This window comes from Terriglobus sp. ADX1 (assembly GCF_036877645.1).
Classification (GTDB): domain Bacteria; phylum Acidobacteriota; class Terriglobia; order Terriglobales; family Acidobacteriaceae; genus Terriglobus.
In genome coordinates, this window is record NZ_JAEDXV010000011.1 from 90608 (window position 1) to 107168 (window position 16561).

The following is a 16561-nucleotide window of genomic DNA, read 5'->3' on the forward strand; positions in this document are numbered from 1 at the left end:
ATGGTGTGGGAAAGAGCCTATCACCGCAGATGCCTGCACGGCTAAAGAAAATGACTCAGCGGTCAGCGTCGGCGTTTACTGACCGTGATATTCCACGAACAGGTCAGGGTATTGCTTCTTGAGTGCGCTGATCTTCGGGCGATCGCATACCAGGATGTACGGATTGTCGGGGTTCTTCAGAGCATAGTCCTGGTGGTAGTCTTCTGCGCGATAGAAGCCTTTGAGCGGTGTTACTTCCGTGACGATCTTTGCCTTGAAGATGTGGGCTGCGTCCAGTTGTGCAATGTATGCCTGCGCAATCTGTTGCTGTTCCGGGGTCATGAAGAAGATGGCAGAACGATAGGATGTGCCAACGTCTGGGCCCTGGCGGTTCAACTGTGTCGGGTCATGCGCGACGGAGAAAAAGATGCGTAGCAGTTGGCCGTAAGTGATGACGGCAGGATCGTACTGCACCTCAACGCTCTCGGCGTGGCCTGTGGTTTCCGTTGTTACCTGATCGTAGGTCGCCGTGGATGCTTTGCCGCCAGCATAGCCCACAACCGTTTTCTTCACGCCCTTCACGCGCTCAAAGACGCTCTGTGTGCCCCAGAAACAGCCTCCTGCAAACACTGCGGTCTGCAACTTGCCGGGAGCTTTTGCTGCATCTACCTTGGGCACGGGGAATGTTCCGCGATCCACGGCAAAGCAGGCCATCGTGACAGACAGAAAAGCAGCGGCAAGGACAACACGGATGAATCTGCGCATGGCGAACCTCACATGGATTGGACGCGCGCGGCCAGCTTTACGGTTCCACCAGGAACTGTTCCAGCTTGCCGTCGTTTTGCGTGTAAGTGGTTACGTCGAGAGTTTTGCCTGCGAACTCTGCATCATACGTCCGGAAGATCATGCCACCGCGCAGTTTTTCTGAAGTTTGCGTGACAGTCTGCAAAGCGCCGAGCGGTTGCAGGCTGGACTTAAAGTCCCCGATTGTCACCTCATTGAAATAGAAGTTGGCATCGGCGGTGAACAGGTTGCGATCCAGAGATCCTTTCTGTAATCCCTGAAGGATCGCCTTTGCCTGTTCTGCGTGTGTCTTGTCGTAGGTGGGTTCTGTGGGCAGGCTGGCTTCTTCCGGCCTGGATGCGACCTTCTTCGGAGCGGCGTTCATCAGTGATGGCAGCAGGATGGGGATGAGCGCATTTGTTGCCGGGGCAGCGCCTGGGCCTTCCACATTGGTCAGTGCGGCAAAAGCAACATCGTCATCAAGGTCGATGACGTTATTGGAAACGAAGCCGCCGACTTCACCCGAATGCGACAGAATGTGTTTGCCATTGCGTACCTGCGAAAAGACGCCGAGGCCGTAGCGCGAGTCGCTGCCATCTTTCAACACGAATGGCTTCATCATTTCGTCGTAGCTTGCGGGTTTTAGCAATGTGCGATGCACGATGCTGTCATCCCATTGCAGAAGCGTGGCGACAGGCATGGCCAATCCGCCATCGCCGGTGTACCAACCGGGCGATTCGAGGATGGCGGCACGCAGTGGGCCCATGGCGTGACGTTCATAGCCGCGTACCTGCAGCTTGGCGCGGTCTGTATCCAGATCCAGCACGCCTTGCAGCTTCAACGGTGTGATGACGTTTGCCCAGAGGAAGTCATGGAACTTCTGTCCGCTGACTTTTTCAACGATCAGCGCGGCCATCTGGAAGTTGGTGTTGCTGTACTGCCACTTGGTTCCTGGTTCGAAGTCCAATGGTTTGGTGGCCCATTCGCGTATCAGTGTTTCGCTCTTAATGGGTTTGGTCCATGCGGGAATGGTGTAGTCCTGCGGAGCGTAATCGCTGTAGCCGCTGGTGTGCGTAAGCAGGTTGCGGATGGTGACTTTGTTTGCTTCTGTAAAGTCGGGGAACCACTTGCTGACAGGATCGTCCAGCTTCAGCTTGCCGCGCTCCTGCAGCAGCAGAATGCATGCAGCGGTGAACTGCTTGGAGATGGAGCCGATGGGATATGCCATGGCTGCATCTGCTTTTACCGATGCAGACTGTTCTCCGATGATGGCCTGGCCAAATGCTTTGGTGTAAACCACGCTACCGCCACGGGCAATGCCAAGGGAGATGCTCGGTGTTCCGGTCTCGTCCATCACCTTTGTTATGGCCGATTCAATCTTTGCCTTGTCGGCATCGTTGAGCGTTTGCGCAGACAGAAGCACAGGTGCTGTCAGCGCAATGGAAAGTGCAAAAGCCGGGAGGATCCGCAAGGTCTCATCTCCTGCATTACAGATATCCGCAGTGTAGTGCAAAGGATTAAGGCGCGATGCGTGGCGGAAGATGGCAAAATGGAAATCTGCCATGAGTTCTCCATTTGACGTCATCGTTGTTGGCGGTGGCCCAGCTGGTTCCACTGCTGCCTATAAGCTTGGCCTGGCTGGCGCGAAGGTTCTTCTCATTGATAAGGCTGAGGCGTTTCCGCGCGAAAAACCGTGCGGTGGTGGGCTATCGGCACGTCTGTTAGATCGCTTTCCTTATGTGCGCGAATTCTTCGATGTAGGTGAGGTGCCGGTTAATCCTGTGAGCCGCGTGCACCTGCAGTCGCCGGATGGAACGCGTGTAACCTATCAGCAGGGTGAGCCGATTTTGTATCTGGTGCGTCGCTGGCAGTTTGATGAAGCGCTGTTCAAGCGCGCAGCTTCCGTTTGCACTGTGCGGTTGGGGACGATGATTCGCAAATGCGAAGTGAAGCCAACGCATGTGGAGTTGGAGACGACCGAAGGCGGGATCATCGCCGCGCCGATGATCATTGGTGCGGATTCCGCCAACTCTGTCATCGCACGGCATACGGGACTTCGCAGTGAAGCGGCGCATAAGGAATACGCCGTGGACATGATGGAGGAAACGGATTATTCGCGGTTGGATGTAAAGGATCGTGATGCTATCTATCTCTTCCTGACTCTGACAGAGACTTTTGGTTATGGCTACATCTTTCCCAAGACGCATCATTTGAATCTTGGTTTTGGATGCAAGCTTGACTGGTATCTGAAGGAGCTGCGTGGCAAAGGGGCGGAACACCATGCGCAGTGGGTGGAGACGTTGAAGCAGCAGGGCGATGTCACCGGCGAGACAAATCGCAATGGTTACAAAGCGTTTCCTATCCCGGTCAGCGGCCCGCTTGCGAAGACTTATACCGATCGTGTGTTGCTGGCGGGCGATGCAGGTGGTTTCGTCAATGCGTTTACAGCAGAGGGCATCTTCTATGCGATGACAAGCGGAGCGCTTGCTGCGGATACGGCGCTGAACGCGATTCGTACGCAGCAGTATGACGAGCGCACGCTCTCAGCGTATGAGAAAGCATGGAAGCGCGAGATCGGTGATGACCTTTTACATTCCGTGGATATTCAGCATCGTCTTTTCAATGGCAGTGGGCGTATGGATGCGTTGGTGCGCAAGGCGAAGGAAGACCCGGAGCTGCTGCGTCTGATTATTGGTTACAGCATGGGTGCATCTACGTATGAGCAGCTTCGCAATCACATGATGCGCAGCACGGTTCCCACGTGGGTTTGGAATAAGGTGAAGTCTGCCGTCGGTTTCACGCGCTGATTCCTTCCCATTTCAAGAATGGAATTGACTTCGCGCGGCATTCGGCATCCTATGGATTGCGATGCATAACCATACTTCGTTTAACCTTGCGAACGCTGCCGCGGAAGAGATGAAGCTGCAGGGGTTCGAGTTGAAACCCTTTCCCGGACAACAGCAGCAGCTTGCCGACATTCTTGCTGGCAATGTGCACGATAACCGTAAGCGTACGGATCTGCGTGAGCTTGCGTGGTCGTCGATTGATAACGATACTTCCCGTGATCTTGATCAGATTGAGTGGGCGGAGCGGCTCGAAGATGGCGGCATCCTTGTGCGTGTTGGAGTGGCTGACGTTACCTCGACGATTGCCAAGGACACACCGCTGGATAAATTTGCTGCACGGCAGTGCGCCACGATTTATACAGCGGCTCGCAACTTCTCGATGTTGCCTACGGAATTGTCCACCGGTTTGACCAGTCTGAATCCTGGTGAAGAACGCCGCGCCATGATTGCGGAATTCATTGTGGATGCCGATGGTTCCTTGCGTGAACAGCGCATCTTTCCTGCGCTGGTATGCAATGCCGCGCAGCTTGCGTACAGTCATGTGGGGCCGTGGCTTGTGAATCCGGAACATGCTGTTCCGCCTGCGATTGATCCTGCGATTCTCGATCAACTTCGTTTGCAGGATGAGGCAGCACAGCGTTTGCGCAGGCATCGGCAGGAGGCAGGCGCATTGGATTTTCGTCGCACGGAGTCCACGCCTGTGGTTGCTGATGGACGTGTGCTGTCGCTTGAGGATGTGGGCCGCAATCGCGCGATGGATCTGATTGAAGATCTGATGATTGCGGCGAATGAAACGGCGGCGCATCTGTTATCACAAGCGCATCGCAGTGGTTTACGTCGCGTGGTGAAATCGCCGGAACGTTGGCAGCGCATTGTGGACCTGGTCTATGTCACCAGCGAGAATCTTTCGCATCGTGTCACGTTGCCCTCGGAGCCGGATGCGAAGCCGCTGAACGAGTTTCTGTGTAAACAACGTGAGCATGATCCCGATCACTATCCAGACCTTGCGCTTGCCATCATCAAACTGATGGGTGCGGGCGAGTATGTGGTGGTACATGCAAACGATCCTTATCCGCCGCCGCATTTTGCACTGGCAGCGAATGATTATTCGCACTCCACGGCGCCGAACCGCCGCTTTCCGGATATGGTGACACAGCGTGTTCTGCACGCCATGCTGGACAATGCTCCGCCTCCTTATACCGACGATGAGTTAGAAGCCATTGCGGAGCACTGCAACGAACGTGAAAAGGCCGGCCGCAAGGTAGAGCGCGCTATGCTGAAGCGTGCGCAGGCTCTGGCATTGGCTTCGCGTATCGGAGAGCACTTTCGTGCAGTGGTTACTGGGGCCGGGAGAAACGGTACATTTGTGCGCGTTCTAAAGCCCGCGGTGGAAGGCATGCTGGTGCATGGTGCAGAGGGGCTGGATGTCGGTGATCGCCTGAATGTGAAGTTGGTGCACACCGATCCGGCGCGCGCACACATCGACTTTGTCCGTATTTAGAAAAGCTGCTGCATACCGCAGCATTCGGTATGCAGCAGCGATCTCTATACTTCGGCGGTGTCGGCAATCATCTTCATCGTTACTACACGCAACACCTTCATTGCCTGCTGGATGACAGCGTGTGTCATTGATTGCTTATGACGCAAGTTTATTGCGCTTGTAGCGTGGTTCAGCCGGCGTGCATGCGGAGCCGCGCGTCGCTCTTCATGCGATCGGTACGTTCCCACACCATGGCCAGCAGGGTAAGTGCTGCTGTGAGAGCGGCTACGACAGAACTTGCTAACGCGAGACTGCGATAGCCGAGGCCATGCGTCAACACGATTGCACCCAGAGCTGCGCCCAACGCATTGCCCAGATTGAACGCGCCTTGATTCAATGTGGAGGCCAGGTTCTGCGCACCACGCGCCTGATCTACTACGCGCGTCTGCAATGGTGCGCCCACTGCGAAGTGCAGCATACCCCATATAGCGATGGCGATCAGTGTGGAAGGAATGTGCTCTTCTGCCACTGGCATCAGTACAAACAGAATAGCCAGTGCAATGAACCCGAACGCGACTGCCTGAATGCCTTTCCAGTCAGCCATGATTCCGCCCAGCAGATTGCCTACCGTGATGGAGACGCCGAACAATACCAGCACGCCCGTTACGCCGTGCGGCGAGATGTGTGTGACGTCTTCCAGAATGGGGGTAATGTACGTCAGCACGCAGAACATCGCGATAGAAGACATGGTGCTGATGGCCAGCGTGGTCAAGACGCCGCGGCGCATGACGGATTTCAATTCATGCTTCAGGTGGACCGGTTCGGAATGTTGATGTGGTACGAGCCGCCACACACCGAATGCTGCAATCAAGCCGATGGGCACAATGGCAACGAAGGCCGCGCGCCATCCGAAGGCTTGTCCTAATGCTGTTCCTGCAGGTACACCGAGAACATTTGCCAGCGTGAGTCCGCTGAACATGATGGCGACGGCGCGTGCGCGTTGATCGCGAGGAACAACGTTCGATGCAACGATGCTGCCGATGCCGAAGAAAGCGCCGTGCATCAGCGCGGTAAGAATACGAGCCGTCAGCAGCAGGCTGAATGTCGGCGCGAGCGCGCAAGCCGTGTTGCCCAGGATGAACAGGGTCATCAACAGGATCAGCGCGTTTTTGCGATCGACTTTTGCGAGAGCCAAAACCAGCAGCGGCGAACCGATGGTGACGGCAAGCGCGTAGGCACTGACCAGTGTGCCTGCCTTCGGAATGGACACGCTGAAGTCGCGCGCCAGATCCGGCAGCAGGCCCATGATGATGAATTCCGTTGTGCCAATGCCGAAGGCGGCAACGGCAAGAGCTAACAGTGGCTTACGCATCACGCAGTTGTTGTCGCTGGCAGGATATCTTCCACGTCCACCCACTGGGTCGGGTATTTTCCGGTGTAACAGGCGGTGCAGTAGCCGTTGGGCTTCTCATCGCCGGTGGTGCAGCTATGCACCACACCTTCCAGTGAAAGGTATGCGAGCGAATCTGCTTCGATGTACTTGCAGATTTCATCCAGCGAATTATTTGCGGCGATGAGGTCGCGCGAGCTGGGAGTGTCCACACCGTAGAAGCAGGGCGAGATGGTCGGCGGGCATGAGATGCGCATATGGACTTCCGTCGCACCTGCTGCACGCACCATACGAACAATCTTTCGCGAGGTGGTACCGCGGATGATGGAGTCGTCGATGAGGATGACTCGCTTGCCTTCCAGCAGGGCACGTACCGGGTTCAGCTTCATACGGACACCGAAGTCGCGCACGCGCTGCTCCGGCTGGATGAAGGTGCGACCCACGTAGTGGTTGCGGATGAGGCCAAAATTGAACGGGATGCCGCTTTCGTTCGCATAGCCAATGGCAGCAGTGACGCCGCTGTCAGGTACGGGAACGATCAGGTCAGCAGGAACGCCGCTCTCGCGCGCCAGCGTGCGGCCCATCTCTTCGCGACTCTTCTGCACCCAGCGGCCAAAAATGCGGCTATCGGGGCGCGCGAAGTAGACGTGTTCGAAGATGCAGCTTGCCTGCTTGGTTTCGCGATTGAAGTAGCGTGAGGTCACGCCGTCTTCGCTTACCATGACCAGTTCGCCGGGCTCGACATCGCGCTCGTACTTGGCATGCAGCAGGTCGAACGCGCAGGTTTCGCTGGCGAAGACGAAGGTGTCTGGAGCGCCGTCTTTACCGGCGATGCGGCCCATCGAGAGTGGACGGAAACCGTGCGGATCGCGTGCAGCGAAGATACGGTTGCGCGTCATCATGACGATGGAGAACGCGCCATCCACCTGGCCGAGCGAGTCGGCGATGCAGTCGACCAGCGTGGTCTCCTTCGAGTGCGCGATGAGCTGCACAATGATCTCGGAGTCGCTTGTGGTCTGGAAGATAGCGCCATCGCGTTCAAGACGTTCGCGTGCGGTACCAAGGTTCACCAGGTTGCCGTTGTGCGCAATGGCGATGAGGCCTTTGGTGGATTCCACCTTGATGGGTTGCGCATTCAGCAGCGCGGAGTCACCGGTGGTGCTGTAGCGGGTATGGCCAATGGCCATGCGGCCCGGCAGCTTTTCCAGCACGGGATCCGTGAAGATTTCGCTGACAAGGCCCATGCCCTTCAGGTCATGAATCTCTTCGCCATCGGCGGTAGCAATGCCGCCGGATTCCTGTCCGCGATGTTGCAGCGAGTACAGGCCCCAATAGGTGAGGCGTGCGGCGTCGTCATGGTTGTAGATCGCCATAACGCCGCACTCTTCGCGCAGCTTGTCGAAGTGTTCTTCCGCTTCGTGATCCTGCATGTCGGTTACTTCGATTTCGTCGATCACGCGAGCACCACCTCAGCTTCCAATTCTTCTTCCAGCGCGCCGGCGAAAGCTCCGGCAAGTTCGGCTGTAGTGACATTCACGACAGCGTCACCATCCAGCAATACTTCAAGGCGATCAGCCGTGACTGTGCCCAGCGGCGCAACAAACACGCCCTCTATCTTCGCAATTGCAGCGCGCACCTGTTCCAGTGTTCCCGGAGCAATGGTGGCGATGACGGACGAACCAATCTCGCTGAACAGGCGTTCGATGCGCATCAGCGGATCGTTGCCAACATTCATGGCGATGCGCGCACCCAGCATCTTTGGGAATGCGGCACGCGCAAAAGCGGTGATGCAGCCACCGTCCGTCAAATCCGACGCGCTGTTCAGCAAGCGCTTATCCGCAAGCTGGATCAGCGCTTTGTGTAGCGCTGCTTCTTCGTGTACGTCCAGGGCAGTCGGCTTACCCCACACTTTGCCCAGTACCGTTTGCGCAAAGGCAGAGGAGCCAAGATCGCGCTGCCATTCGCGTCCACCGCCGCGGTGTGCGGAGAGGAAGACGATCTCGTCGCCCACATTCTGGAAGCCATTCGGCACAGCCTTGGTGACGTCGTCCAGGATACCCACGATGCCGAGCACTGGCGTGGGGAAGATGCCTTCGCCCTTGGTCTCGTTGTAGAGCGAGACGTTGCCGCCGGTGATGGGCGTGCCGAGTGCGGTGCAGGCCTCGCTGATGCCGTCGATGGCTTGCGAAAGCTGTGCCATGATCTCCGGCTTCTGCGGATTGCCGAAGTTGAGGCAGTTGGTTGCGGAAACAGGAGTGGCACCGGTGCAGGCGACCTTGCGCGCTGCTTCTGCAACGGCGTGCATCGCACCAAGCTTGGGATCAAGCCATGTCCAGCGACCGTTGCCAGCCAGAGCCATCGCGAGTCCGCGTTCCGGTTTGCCGTCGCCGCCGGTCCCCTTGATGCGGATGACTCCGGCTTCACAGCCGGGGCCCTGCACGGTGTTGGTTTGCACCATGCTGTCGTACTGCTCGTAGATATGGCGCTTGTCGCAGATGTTCGGCGAACCGAGCAGCTTCTTCAGATCTGCAGTGTAGTCGCGGGGCTTCTGCAGCTCTGCGAGCACAGCGGCGGGAGCGTCGAGCGATACCGGAGCCTTCCACTCGCCCACGGGGCGGTGGTAGACCGGGGCGTCGTCTGTCAGTGATTCATTGGAGAGATCAGCGACCAGTTCGCCGTGGTGGCGCACCTTCATCCGGTTTTCCGGGATGACGGTACCGACGACGGAAGCGTCGAGGCCCCACTTATCGAAGACGTCCAGCACTTCCTGTTCGCGGCCTGCGTGGGCAACGAGCAACATGCGTTCCTGCGATTCGGAAAGCATGATTTCGTAGCTGCTCATGCCACTGTCGCGCTGCGGAACCAGGTCGAGTTCAATCTCCAGACCCACGCCGCCGCGTCCGCCCATCTCGCAGGTGGAGCAGGTGAGGCCTGCCGCGCCCATATCCTGAATGCCCGCAACCGCGCCGGTCTTCATAGCTTCGAGGCAGGCTTCGAGGAGAAGCTTTTCAAGGAACGGATCGCCCATCTGCACGTTGGGGCGCTTCTGTTCTGAACCCTCCTTAAATTCCTCAGAGGCCATCGTGGCCCCGTGGATGCCATCGCGGCCGGTCTTCGCACCCACGTAGATTACGGGGTTTCCAACGCCGGTGGCCTTGGCATAAAAGATTTCGTCGTGGCGCACGAGGCCCAGCGCAAACGCGTTCAGCAGGGGATTGGTGCTGTAGCACTCTTCAAAGCGTGTTTCGCCGCCAACGTTGGGAACGCCAAAGCAGTTACCGTATCCGGCGACGCCGTGGACCACGCCTTCCATCACGCTGCGGTTCTTGGCGTAGTCGATATCGTCAGAACCGGCTGACTTGACGGTGCTGTCTGCTTCTTCTGAGGTGTCTTCCGTTACGCCATGGAAGGATGCATCCGCTGTAGCGTGCTTCGATACGTCCTTGGAGCCGGTAGCAGGTGATAGCGGGCCAAATCGCAGCGAATCCATCACGGCATACGGGCGTGCGCCCATGGTGAAGATATCGCGCAGAATGCCGCCGACGCCCGTTGCGGCGCCCTGGTATGGCTCAATGTAGCTGGGATGGTTGTGTGACTCGATTTTGAAGGCGCAGGCCCAGCCTTCGCCCACGTCGATAATGCCGGCGTTCTCACCGGGGCCCTGCATCACGGAGCCGGGACCGCTGGTCCGCGTGCCCTTGGTGGGAAGGCGCTTCAGGTGGACGCGGCTGCTCTTGTACGAGCAATGCTCGCTCCACATGACGGAGTAGATACCAAGTTCCGTCAACGATGGCGTACGACCCATCGTGGCGAGGATCTTTGCATACTCCTCGTCGGTGATGTTGTGTACTTTCAATAGCTCCGGCGTGACGTTACACGGCTTCGGAACTTCCTGTGACTGGGCTGCGGCAGGCGTAGTGGCAACCGCCTCCGCCTCGTGTGGGATGGCTGTGGGCTCGCTCACTCTTCTAGTGTCGCATGAGCAGCGGCCCTATTCGTACCCGGAATGGCCGGTTACTGCCAGCCTTCTACGTCCGTGCCGCTGAAAACGCGTTCCCGATGCAGCATTCCTGTGAAAAACATGTACGGATGCAGCAGATCCAGCGCGCCCGCGGTATTCAGTTCGGCCATCTGTTCCGTGGTCAGTTTCACTTCCAGTGAGGCGATGTTGTCCTGCAGTTGCTCCACCTTTGTGGCGCCGATGATCAGCGAGGAGATGGCCGGCCGCGCCAGCGCCCATGCCAGTGCCACCTGCGCCATCGGTTTTCCTATTTCTGCGGCCACCTTGCGAAGGGCTTCGAGCGTGGCCCAGTTCTTCTCTGTGTACTTGTGAAAGACGGGGTTCGCGCCGCCGCCCAGCACGCTCAGGCGGCCGTCGCCGCTGCCTTTGCCGTCATCTTCGCGCTTGTATTTTCCAGCAAGGAAGCCGCTGGCCAGCGGGCTCCACGGGGTGATGCCAATGCCAAATTCGCGGGCGCAGTCCACGTGTTCGCGCTCAATGGCCCGTTCCACCAGCGAATATTCCAGTTGCAGGCCGATCGGCCCCGGAACACCGTGCACCTGTGCCAGCGTGGCTACCTTGGCTGCGTACCAGGCGGGGACGTCGCTGAAGCCGAAATAGCGGATTTTGCCTGCACGCACCAGGTCGCCCAGCGATTGCAGAACCTCCTCCGCCGGCGTGACCGTGTCCCAGGCGTGCATCCAGTACAGGTCGATGTAATCGGTCTGCAGACGCTTGAGGGACGCGTCCAGCGCGCGGTACATGTTCTTGCGACCGTTCGCGCTGCCGTTGGGATTGCCCTTCTGCGCGTCGCAGGTCATGGTGAACTTTGTCGCCAGCACGATCCGGTCGCGCAGGCTGCGCGCGGCAATGTAGCCGCCAATCAGTTCTTCGCTGCGCCCGTTGGCATAGGTGTCGGCGGTATCGATAAAGTTGCCGCCAGCATCCACATACGTGTTGAAGATGGCCTCAGAAACCTCATCCGGCGAACCCCAGCGCGGCGTTCCCATGGTCATGGTGCCAAGGCAAAGCGGGGAAACAACCAAACCGGATCGGCCAAGCGTGCGATAGCTGGTAAGCGTCATAGCAGATTCAGCATACGCCGCCTCTCCGTTCGGGTCGCTGGCTGGTTACACTGTGTTTCAAATGCACGATGTTGAAAATGCGAGGCGCGTTCTGGGCATGGTCCGCGTGGTGCCGTCCGATGCCTCATGGCCGGAACTGTTTTGGCGCGAGCGCGAACGCTTAGGCGCGTTCCTTGGCGACGTTGCAAAAGAGTTGGAGCATTACGGTAGCACTGCGGTGCCTGGGCTCAGCGCGAAACCAATCATCGACATGATGGCTCCCATTGCGTCGCTGGAGGACGCTGATGCGCTAACGTCTATTCTTGCTGGCGCTGGATATCGCAAGCTCGACGCGGGATTTTTCAAACGGCGCTTTTTCCGCAGAGAGCCGAGGGGAGCGCAGCCTGCTTATCATTTGCACCTGGCAGTTTGCCCCCGATGGCCCATCAAGAATGAGTTGCTCGTGCGTGACTGGCTCATCCAGCATCCGGATGTTGCGCGAATGTATGAGGCTTTGAAGTCGGACCTTGCGGCTGCGTATGGCGACGATATGCCGCGATACACAGCCGCAAAGACACCCTTTCTGCGCCACATCACAAATCAGGCGCGCCAGAGTCTGGGCCTCCCAATCGAACACGATTGGGAAGAGTAGCCTTTTGATCGCTGCTTAGTTATGTCCTGTGGAGCCGAAGCCGCCTTCGCCGCGATGGGTCGAGTCAAGGTCGTCCACTTCTTCAAACGTAGCCTGCAGCTTTTTCACAATGCGTAGCTGGGCAATGCGGTCGCCTGCGCTGAGAGTGATGGGGGCATCGGTTACGTTGGTCAGAACGACTTTGATTTCACCGCGATAACCGGGGTCGATCACACCTGCGAGCGTGGTGATGCCTTTCACGGCCAGGCCGCTGCGGTCTTCTACCAGTGCGCCATACTCCTCAGGGAAGGCCATCGACAGACCTGTCGCAACGAGCGCCGTTTTGCGCGGTTCTACTGTGGCTTCGTGGACGCTGTAGAGATCGGCAGCCAGATCGCCCCACGCGCCCTCGTGGGCATACTTGGGCAGTTTGGCATCGGGATGAAGGCGCTTGGTCGGAATGTGCGGCATGCCTACAGCTTAAAGTCTCAGGCTGAGGGAATTTCAGGCGCCAGCGAGTAACTGTTTCCGCTTGCGCAACAACAGCGCGGCTCTTACCAGCAAAAGCACCTGCACAGCAATTACCGCCCACATCACTGCTGGATGCGGATGCTGCGGTGAGTTCACCACAGCCGGAATCGCCGCCAGGCATGCGACTGCACCGCCGGTGACAGCCGCCTTCTTCCGGAGCTTATTCGCTTCGTCCTGCGTCGATGGATCACAACCGCAGTTGCACATACATTTATTGTGCGCCTGTTACTGCGCGAAAACAATCATGGAGCCGCGTTCCAGCGTGTGATGACGCGGGTGCCGTGCTCCCATCCCAGGACGCTGACGGTGGCCGTGGACAGCGTCAGCCGCTGCCCGAAGACACCCGGTTGCTGCACCCACACTGCCGCCAGAATGCGGAAGATATGCGCGTGGGCAAACAGCGCGCAGCGTCCACCATGCTTCAGGCAACGGTCTATCACCTGCTGCGCACGCGCGGCCACCTGATCGACGGATTCGCCGTCCGTAATCGGATTGGCCCATACGCTCCACCCCGGCTCAGTCGCCTGAATTTCCGGCGTGCTCTTGCCTTCGTACACGCCGTAGTTCCATTCCTGCAGATTCGGCTCGACTTCCGCGCGATCACCCAATCCGGCAAGTGCAGCGGTATCGCGTGCACGTTGCCGAGGACTGGTCAGCACCAGATCAAACTGTGTCTTTGCAATTACTGGAGCGAGGGCTGTTGCCTGCTCGCGTCCATGCTCCGTCAGCGGCAGATCGGTGTAGCTGGTGTGCTTGCCGTTCAATGACCACTCTGTTTCACCGTGACGAAAGAGCCACAGTTCCGCCTGCTTTTTCTTTTGTTCTGTCATTGTTCTCTTTTGTGGATGCGGTTAGAGATAAGCCGTTACATCAAAGCCCACGATGCTGTTCTTCGGCAGCTTCGATTCAATGGTGGTGCGTGCGGGCGCGTTCTTGCCAAAGCGACCGGTGTAGACCTCGTTCATGGCGGTGTAATCGTTCATGTCGCGCAGGTACACAATCACCTTCAACACCTTGTGCATGGACGATCCGGCATTCAGAAGTTCTTTCTCCACCTGGTCCAGCAGATAGGCCGTTGCAGCGCGAATGTCGTTCGGCTCCGGCGCAATCCATGAAGTTTTTGCCGAGAGATACACCACGTTTCCGAAGACAACCGCAGGCGAGTAAATGCCCGCGTTGGGATGATTCGGATTGATGGCAAGATACTTTGCTTCTTCGGTGCTCATACTGTCATTCTCTCGCAATCCACTAGATACCAGCTATTAGATCCATCTCCAGCAGCGTGGGATGCGGAGTGCGCGTGATGATAGTGGTGCGTGCAGGCGGGTCTTTGGGGAAGTGCTGCGCAAAGACTTCATTCATTGCGGGCACGTCCTCCGGGCGTTGCAGATAGACCGTAACCTTCAGCACGTTCTCAATCGATGAGCCTGCATTGGAGAGCTCTTTTGCGAAGGCATCCAGAACATGATTCGTGCAACTGCGAATGTCAGTTGGATCGGGTGCAGTGCCTGATCCTTTGCCTGAGAGAAACAACAGGTTTCCCCATTGGACCGCAGGCGAATAGACGGCGGTCGTTGCCGACCCCATGCGATGGATGCGCTTGCGCTGCGCTGCATCCGCGGCGGGAATGGACGCAAGCGCAAGCGCGCGCGTGGTAAAAGATCGACGCGTGATTGCCATACCTTCCTCCTGAACAGAAACAACGGAGCATGTCTGCTACAGCATGCGCAGTGCGCGGTTCACTTCTACGGCTTCCATTTGAAGTTGCGTCACCATGTCGGTGTCGTCGCGGCGTACGGCTTCTCCGATGAGGGCTTTTAGTTCGCTTTTGCGGCGTTCGAGGCGGCGGCGCTCCAGCGTGTGTAGCGTGTTGCCGACTTCATTGGCGAGCGTGGCGGGGTCACCGATGGCGTCTTCATGCAGCAGGCGTGCCAGCATCTCGCGGCTACGATCGTCGGGCGCTGCTTCCAGCGGATTGTCTGTTAGCGGAGCCGCTGCGAGTGCTTCGATGAGTTCCGCCGCAGCGAGGCCATCCAGCCACTCAGGATGAGCGGTGAGCTCGCTTGCAGCACGTTGGCGTGCACGATCCGTCTCCGGCTGCACCAGCGCACGCAGCAGGATGCGTTCTGTCTCACTCAACTGCATGGCAGATGTGCTGCGCACGCTCTCCAGTCGATGTGTTGCTGCATGCTGCAGCTCTTGTCGCATCAGCGAAGAGTCGATGCCGAGTTTCTGCGCAGCATCATCGACAAACTGCGTGCGTTGAATCGCAGAGGGTAAACGACGCACATGCGGCAGCAGGAAGTTCACTGCCTTTACTTTTGCCTCGGCGGTGCGCTGCGGAAAGAGTGTGCGTGCGCGATCGATCAGGTAATCCGCGTGTGGCTTCGCATTGCGCAAGGCTTCGGCGTAGGCCGCTATTCCGTTTTCAAGAACATAGCGATCTGGGTCGAGTCCGCCTTCCAGCGTCATGATGCGGACTTCAAACTCTGCTTCTGTTAACAATGCTAACGATTTCTCTGCGGCATTCGCGCCTGCGGTATCGGGATCGAAATTCACCACGACCCGCTTAGTGAACCGCGACAACAGGCGCACCTGATGTTCCGTGAATGCAGTGCCGCTTGTGGCGATCACCGGCTGCAATCCTGAGGTGAACACCCGGATGCAATCCATCTGTCCTTCCACCAGAAGCGCGTAATCCTGCGAACGGATTGCAGCTTTGGCCTTGTCCAGGTTGAAGAGAACATGTCCCTTTGTATACAGCGGCGTTTCCGGCGAGTTCAGATACTTTGGCCCGCTTTTTTCATCGCTGTCCAGAGCGCGTGCGGTGAAGGCGATGGTCTTTCCGGCCTCGTTGCAGATGGGGAAGGTTATGCGCTTGCGGAAGCGCGCATACAGCGGCCCCACGGGTCTTCCTTCATCACTCTGTTCGCGCGAGGAGAACAAGCCGCTGGAGCGCATCGCCTCATCGTTGAAGTGCTTCGATAGCGCTTCGCGCATGTGGTTGAAATCGTCTGGTGCATAACCAATGCGGAACATTGCAACCGTGTCAGCACTAACGGCGCGGCTGGAAAGATACTCGCGTGCACGCGCTGCCTCTGCCGATTGCAGAGCCTGCTGGAAATACTGTGTCGCGGCTTCATGAATGTCGATGAGTTGTCGCCGCAAGCCAGCCTGTGCCGCTTCTTCTGGCGAGTTCCACTCACGCTTCGGCAGCGGAATGCCCATCTTCTGCGCAACGGCGCGGACCGCTTCAGGGAATGAGATGTTCTCAATCTTCTGCACAAAGGTGAACACGTCGCCTTTGGCATGACAACCGAAGCAGTAGAAGTATCCATGCGCAGCGTTCACGCTGAACGAGGGTGACTTCTCCTGATGAAAAGGGCACAGGCCACTGAAGTTCTGCGCGCCGCTCTTGCGCAGGCGCACGTATTCGCCGATCACCTTGACGATGTCGGTGGCGGCTTTTACCTGTTCTTTGAAGTCGTCGGCCACTGCTGTCTACAGGTTACGCTGGCGTACGGTCGCCGTGGCTTGGCGGCTGGCTGATGACGAGCATACGTACGTCGGCCTGGCTGCGGTTGATGGCCTGATGCGCCTGGCCGGGATGGACTTCCACGCCTTTGCCGGCGGCGATGACGAAGTCATGGTGCTCCACTTCCAGCGTCAACTCGCCTTCCAGCACAAAGAAAAACTGCCGTGACTGGGTGTGGGAGTGACGCTCCTCGCTGCGTCCCGGCGGCATACGCTCCTCAATTACGCTTAGGCCGTCGGCTTTCACCAGATGCCATCCATCGCAGTCGATGCCCCACGTGTAATGCTCTGCGTTGCTGGTATCGACGATGCGAGTCGGCATA

Annotated in this window: 16 protein-coding genes; 3 read left to right on the forward strand and 13 right to left on the reverse strand. The window is 57.9% G+C overall.

The annotated features are described in order from the left end of the window. Positions 1-75 precede the first annotated feature (75 nt). Both msrA and JAO32_RS09330 read right to left on the reverse strand, forming a co-directional pair. Positions 76-693: a peptide-methionine (S)-S-oxide reductase MsrA gene (gene msrA, locus JAO32_RS09325; protein WP_443082584.1), complete on the reverse strand. Its 618-nt coding sequence runs from the start codon at positions 691-693 to the stop codon at positions 76-78. 88 nt (positions 694-781) lie between these two features. Next, the gene (locus JAO32_RS09330; protein ID WP_334239635.1) at positions 782-2326 is read right to left on the reverse strand and encodes a serine hydrolase domain-containing protein; all 1545 of its coding nucleotides are present in this window, start codon (positions 2324-2326) and stop codon (positions 782-784) included. On the opposite strand from JAO32_RS09330, the gene JAO32_RS09335 reads away from it, so the two are divergent. Together JAO32_RS09335 and JAO32_RS09340 are read left to right on the forward strand one after the other, a co-directional pair. Then, a complete protein-coding gene (locus tag JAO32_RS09335; RefSeq protein ID WP_334239636.1) occupies positions 2325-3569 on the forward strand; it encodes an NAD(P)/FAD-dependent oxidoreductase in 1245 nt (414 codons plus the stop codon). The genes JAO32_RS09330 and JAO32_RS09335 overlap by 2 nt on opposite strands. Positions 3570-3630: 61 nt before the next feature. Continuing rightward, positions 3631-5109: an RNB domain-containing ribonuclease gene (locus tag JAO32_RS09340; protein WP_334239637.1), complete on the forward strand. Its 1479-nt coding sequence runs from the start codon at positions 3631-3633 to the stop codon at positions 5107-5109. 169 nt (positions 5110-5278) lie between these two features. Here the strand turns inward: JAO32_RS09340 and JAO32_RS09345 are convergent, their stop codons facing one another. Genes JAO32_RS09345 through JAO32_RS09360 form a run of 4 tightly spaced genes read right to left on the reverse strand, consistent with a single transcriptional unit; the run spans position 5279 to position 11563 of the window. Beyond that, the gene (locus JAO32_RS09345; RefSeq protein ID WP_334239638.1) at positions 5279-6460 is read right to left on the reverse strand and encodes an MFS transporter; all 1182 of its coding nucleotides are present in this window, start codon (positions 6458-6460) and stop codon (positions 5279-5281) included. Next, a complete protein-coding gene (gene purF, locus JAO32_RS09350) occupies positions 6460-7908 on the reverse strand; it encodes an amidophosphoribosyltransferase (RefSeq protein ID WP_334239689.1) in 1449 nt (482 codons plus the stop codon). The genes JAO32_RS09345 and purF overlap by 1 nt, the downstream gene beginning before the upstream one ends. Before the next feature lie 23 nt (positions 7909-7931). Then, entirely contained in the window at positions 7932-10442 is a 2511-nt protein-coding gene (purL, locus tag JAO32_RS09355) for a phosphoribosylformylglycinamidine synthase subunit PurL (RefSeq protein WP_334239639.1), read from the reverse strand. A 50-nt stretch (positions 10443-10492) separates the two neighbouring features. Next, positions 10493-11563 (reverse strand): aldo/keto reductase, encoded by a 1071-nt coding sequence (locus tag JAO32_RS09360; protein WP_334239640.1) that lies wholly within the window; start codon positions 11561-11563, stop codon positions 10493-10495. Positions 11564-11624: 61 nt separating this feature from the next. Between JAO32_RS09360 and JAO32_RS09365 the strand changes: the two genes are divergently transcribed. Further along, positions 11625-12194, forward strand: a complete 570-nt coding sequence (locus JAO32_RS09365) for a GrpB family protein (protein WP_334239641.1) — start codon at positions 11625-11627, stop codon at positions 12192-12194. Positions 12195-12209: 15 nt separating this feature from the next. Here JAO32_RS09365 and dut read toward each other — a convergent pair whose 3' ends face one another. Genes dut through JAO32_RS09400 form a run of 7 tightly spaced genes read right to left on the reverse strand, consistent with a single transcriptional unit; the run spans position 12210 to position 16560 of the window. Further along, positions 12210-12644, reverse strand: a complete 435-nt coding sequence (gene dut / locus JAO32_RS09370; protein ID WP_334239642.1) for a dUTP diphosphatase — start codon at positions 12642-12644, stop codon at positions 12210-12212. A 33-nt stretch (positions 12645-12677) separates the two neighbouring features. Continuing rightward, positions 12678-12911, reverse strand: a complete 234-nt coding sequence (locus JAO32_RS09375; RefSeq protein WP_334239643.1) for a hypothetical protein — start codon at positions 12909-12911, stop codon at positions 12678-12680. 35 nt (positions 12912-12946) lie between these two features. After that, complete coding sequence (locus tag JAO32_RS09380; protein ID WP_334239644.1) at positions 12947-13534, reverse strand: histidine phosphatase family protein; 588 nt, start codon at positions 13532-13534, stop codon at positions 12947-12949. Positions 13535-13555: 21 nt separating this feature from the next. Next, positions 13556-13930 (reverse strand): RidA family protein, encoded by a 375-nt coding sequence (locus tag JAO32_RS09385; protein ID WP_334239645.1) that lies wholly within the window; start codon positions 13928-13930, stop codon positions 13556-13558. Between the two features lie 22 nt (positions 13931-13952). Continuing rightward, entirely contained in the window at positions 13953-14384 is a 432-nt protein-coding gene (locus JAO32_RS09390) for a RidA family protein (protein ID WP_334239646.1), read from the reverse strand. A gap of 36 nt (positions 14385-14420) precedes the next feature. Continuing rightward, entirely contained in the window at positions 14421-16199 is a 1779-nt protein-coding gene (dnaG, locus tag JAO32_RS09395; protein ID WP_334239647.1) for a DNA primase, read from the reverse strand. Between the two features lie 13 nt (positions 16200-16212). Continuing rightward, on the reverse strand, positions 16213-16560 hold the full coding sequence (locus tag JAO32_RS09400; protein WP_334239648.1) for a cupin domain-containing protein: 348 nt from the start codon (positions 16558-16560) through the stop codon (positions 16213-16215). Position 16561 lies beyond the last annotated feature (1 nt).

Coding starts and splice junctions, on each gene's coding strand:
- msrA (WP_443082584.1), bottom strand. CDS start 693: ATGGCCTGCTTTGCCGTGGATCGCGGAACATTCCCCGTGCCCAAGGTA.
- JAO32_RS09335 (WP_334239636.1), top strand. CDS start 2,325: ATGAGTTCTCCATTTGACGTCATCGTTGTTGGCGGTGGCCCAGCTGGT.
- JAO32_RS09330 (WP_334239635.1), bottom strand. CDS start 2,326: ATGGCAGATTTCCATTTTGCCATCTTCCGCCACGCATCGCGCCTTAAT.
- JAO32_RS09340 (WP_334239637.1), top strand. CDS start 3,631: ATGCATAACCATACTTCGTTTAACCTTGCGAACGCTGCCGCGGAAGAG.
- JAO32_RS09345 (WP_334239638.1), bottom strand. CDS start 6,460: ATGCGTAAGCCACTGTTAGCTCTTGCCGTTGCCGCCTTCGGCATTGGC.
- purF (WP_334239689.1), bottom strand. CDS start 7,908: ATGCAGGATCACGAAGCGGAAGAACACTTCGACAAGCTGCGCGAAGAG.
- JAO32_RS09360 (WP_334239640.1), bottom strand. CDS start 11,563: ATGACGCTTACCAGCTATCGCACGCTTGGCCGATCCGGTTTGGTTGTT.
- JAO32_RS09365 (WP_334239641.1), top strand. CDS start 11,625: ATGCACGATGTTGAAAATGCGAGGCGCGTTCTGGGCATGGTCCGCGTG.
- dut (WP_334239642.1), bottom strand. CDS start 12,644: ATGCCGCACATTCCGACCAAGCGCCTTCATCCCGATGCCAAACTGCCC.
- JAO32_RS09375 (WP_334239643.1), bottom strand. CDS start 12,911: ATGTGCAACTGCGGTTGTGATCCATCGACGCAGGACGAAGCGAATAAG.
- JAO32_RS09380 (WP_334239644.1), bottom strand. CDS start 13,534: ATGACAGAACAAAAGAAAAAGCAGGCGGAACTGTGGCTCTTTCGTCAC.
- JAO32_RS09385 (WP_334239645.1), bottom strand. CDS start 13,930: ATGAGCACCGAAGAAGCAAAGTATCTTGCCATCAATCCGAATCATCCC.
- JAO32_RS09390 (WP_334239646.1), bottom strand. CDS start 14,384: ATGGCAATCACGCGTCGATCTTTTACCACGCGCGCGCTTGCGCTTGCG.
- JAO32_RS09400 (WP_334239648.1), bottom strand. CDS start 16,560: ATGCCGACTCGCATCGTCGATACCAGCAACGCAGAGCATTACACGTGG.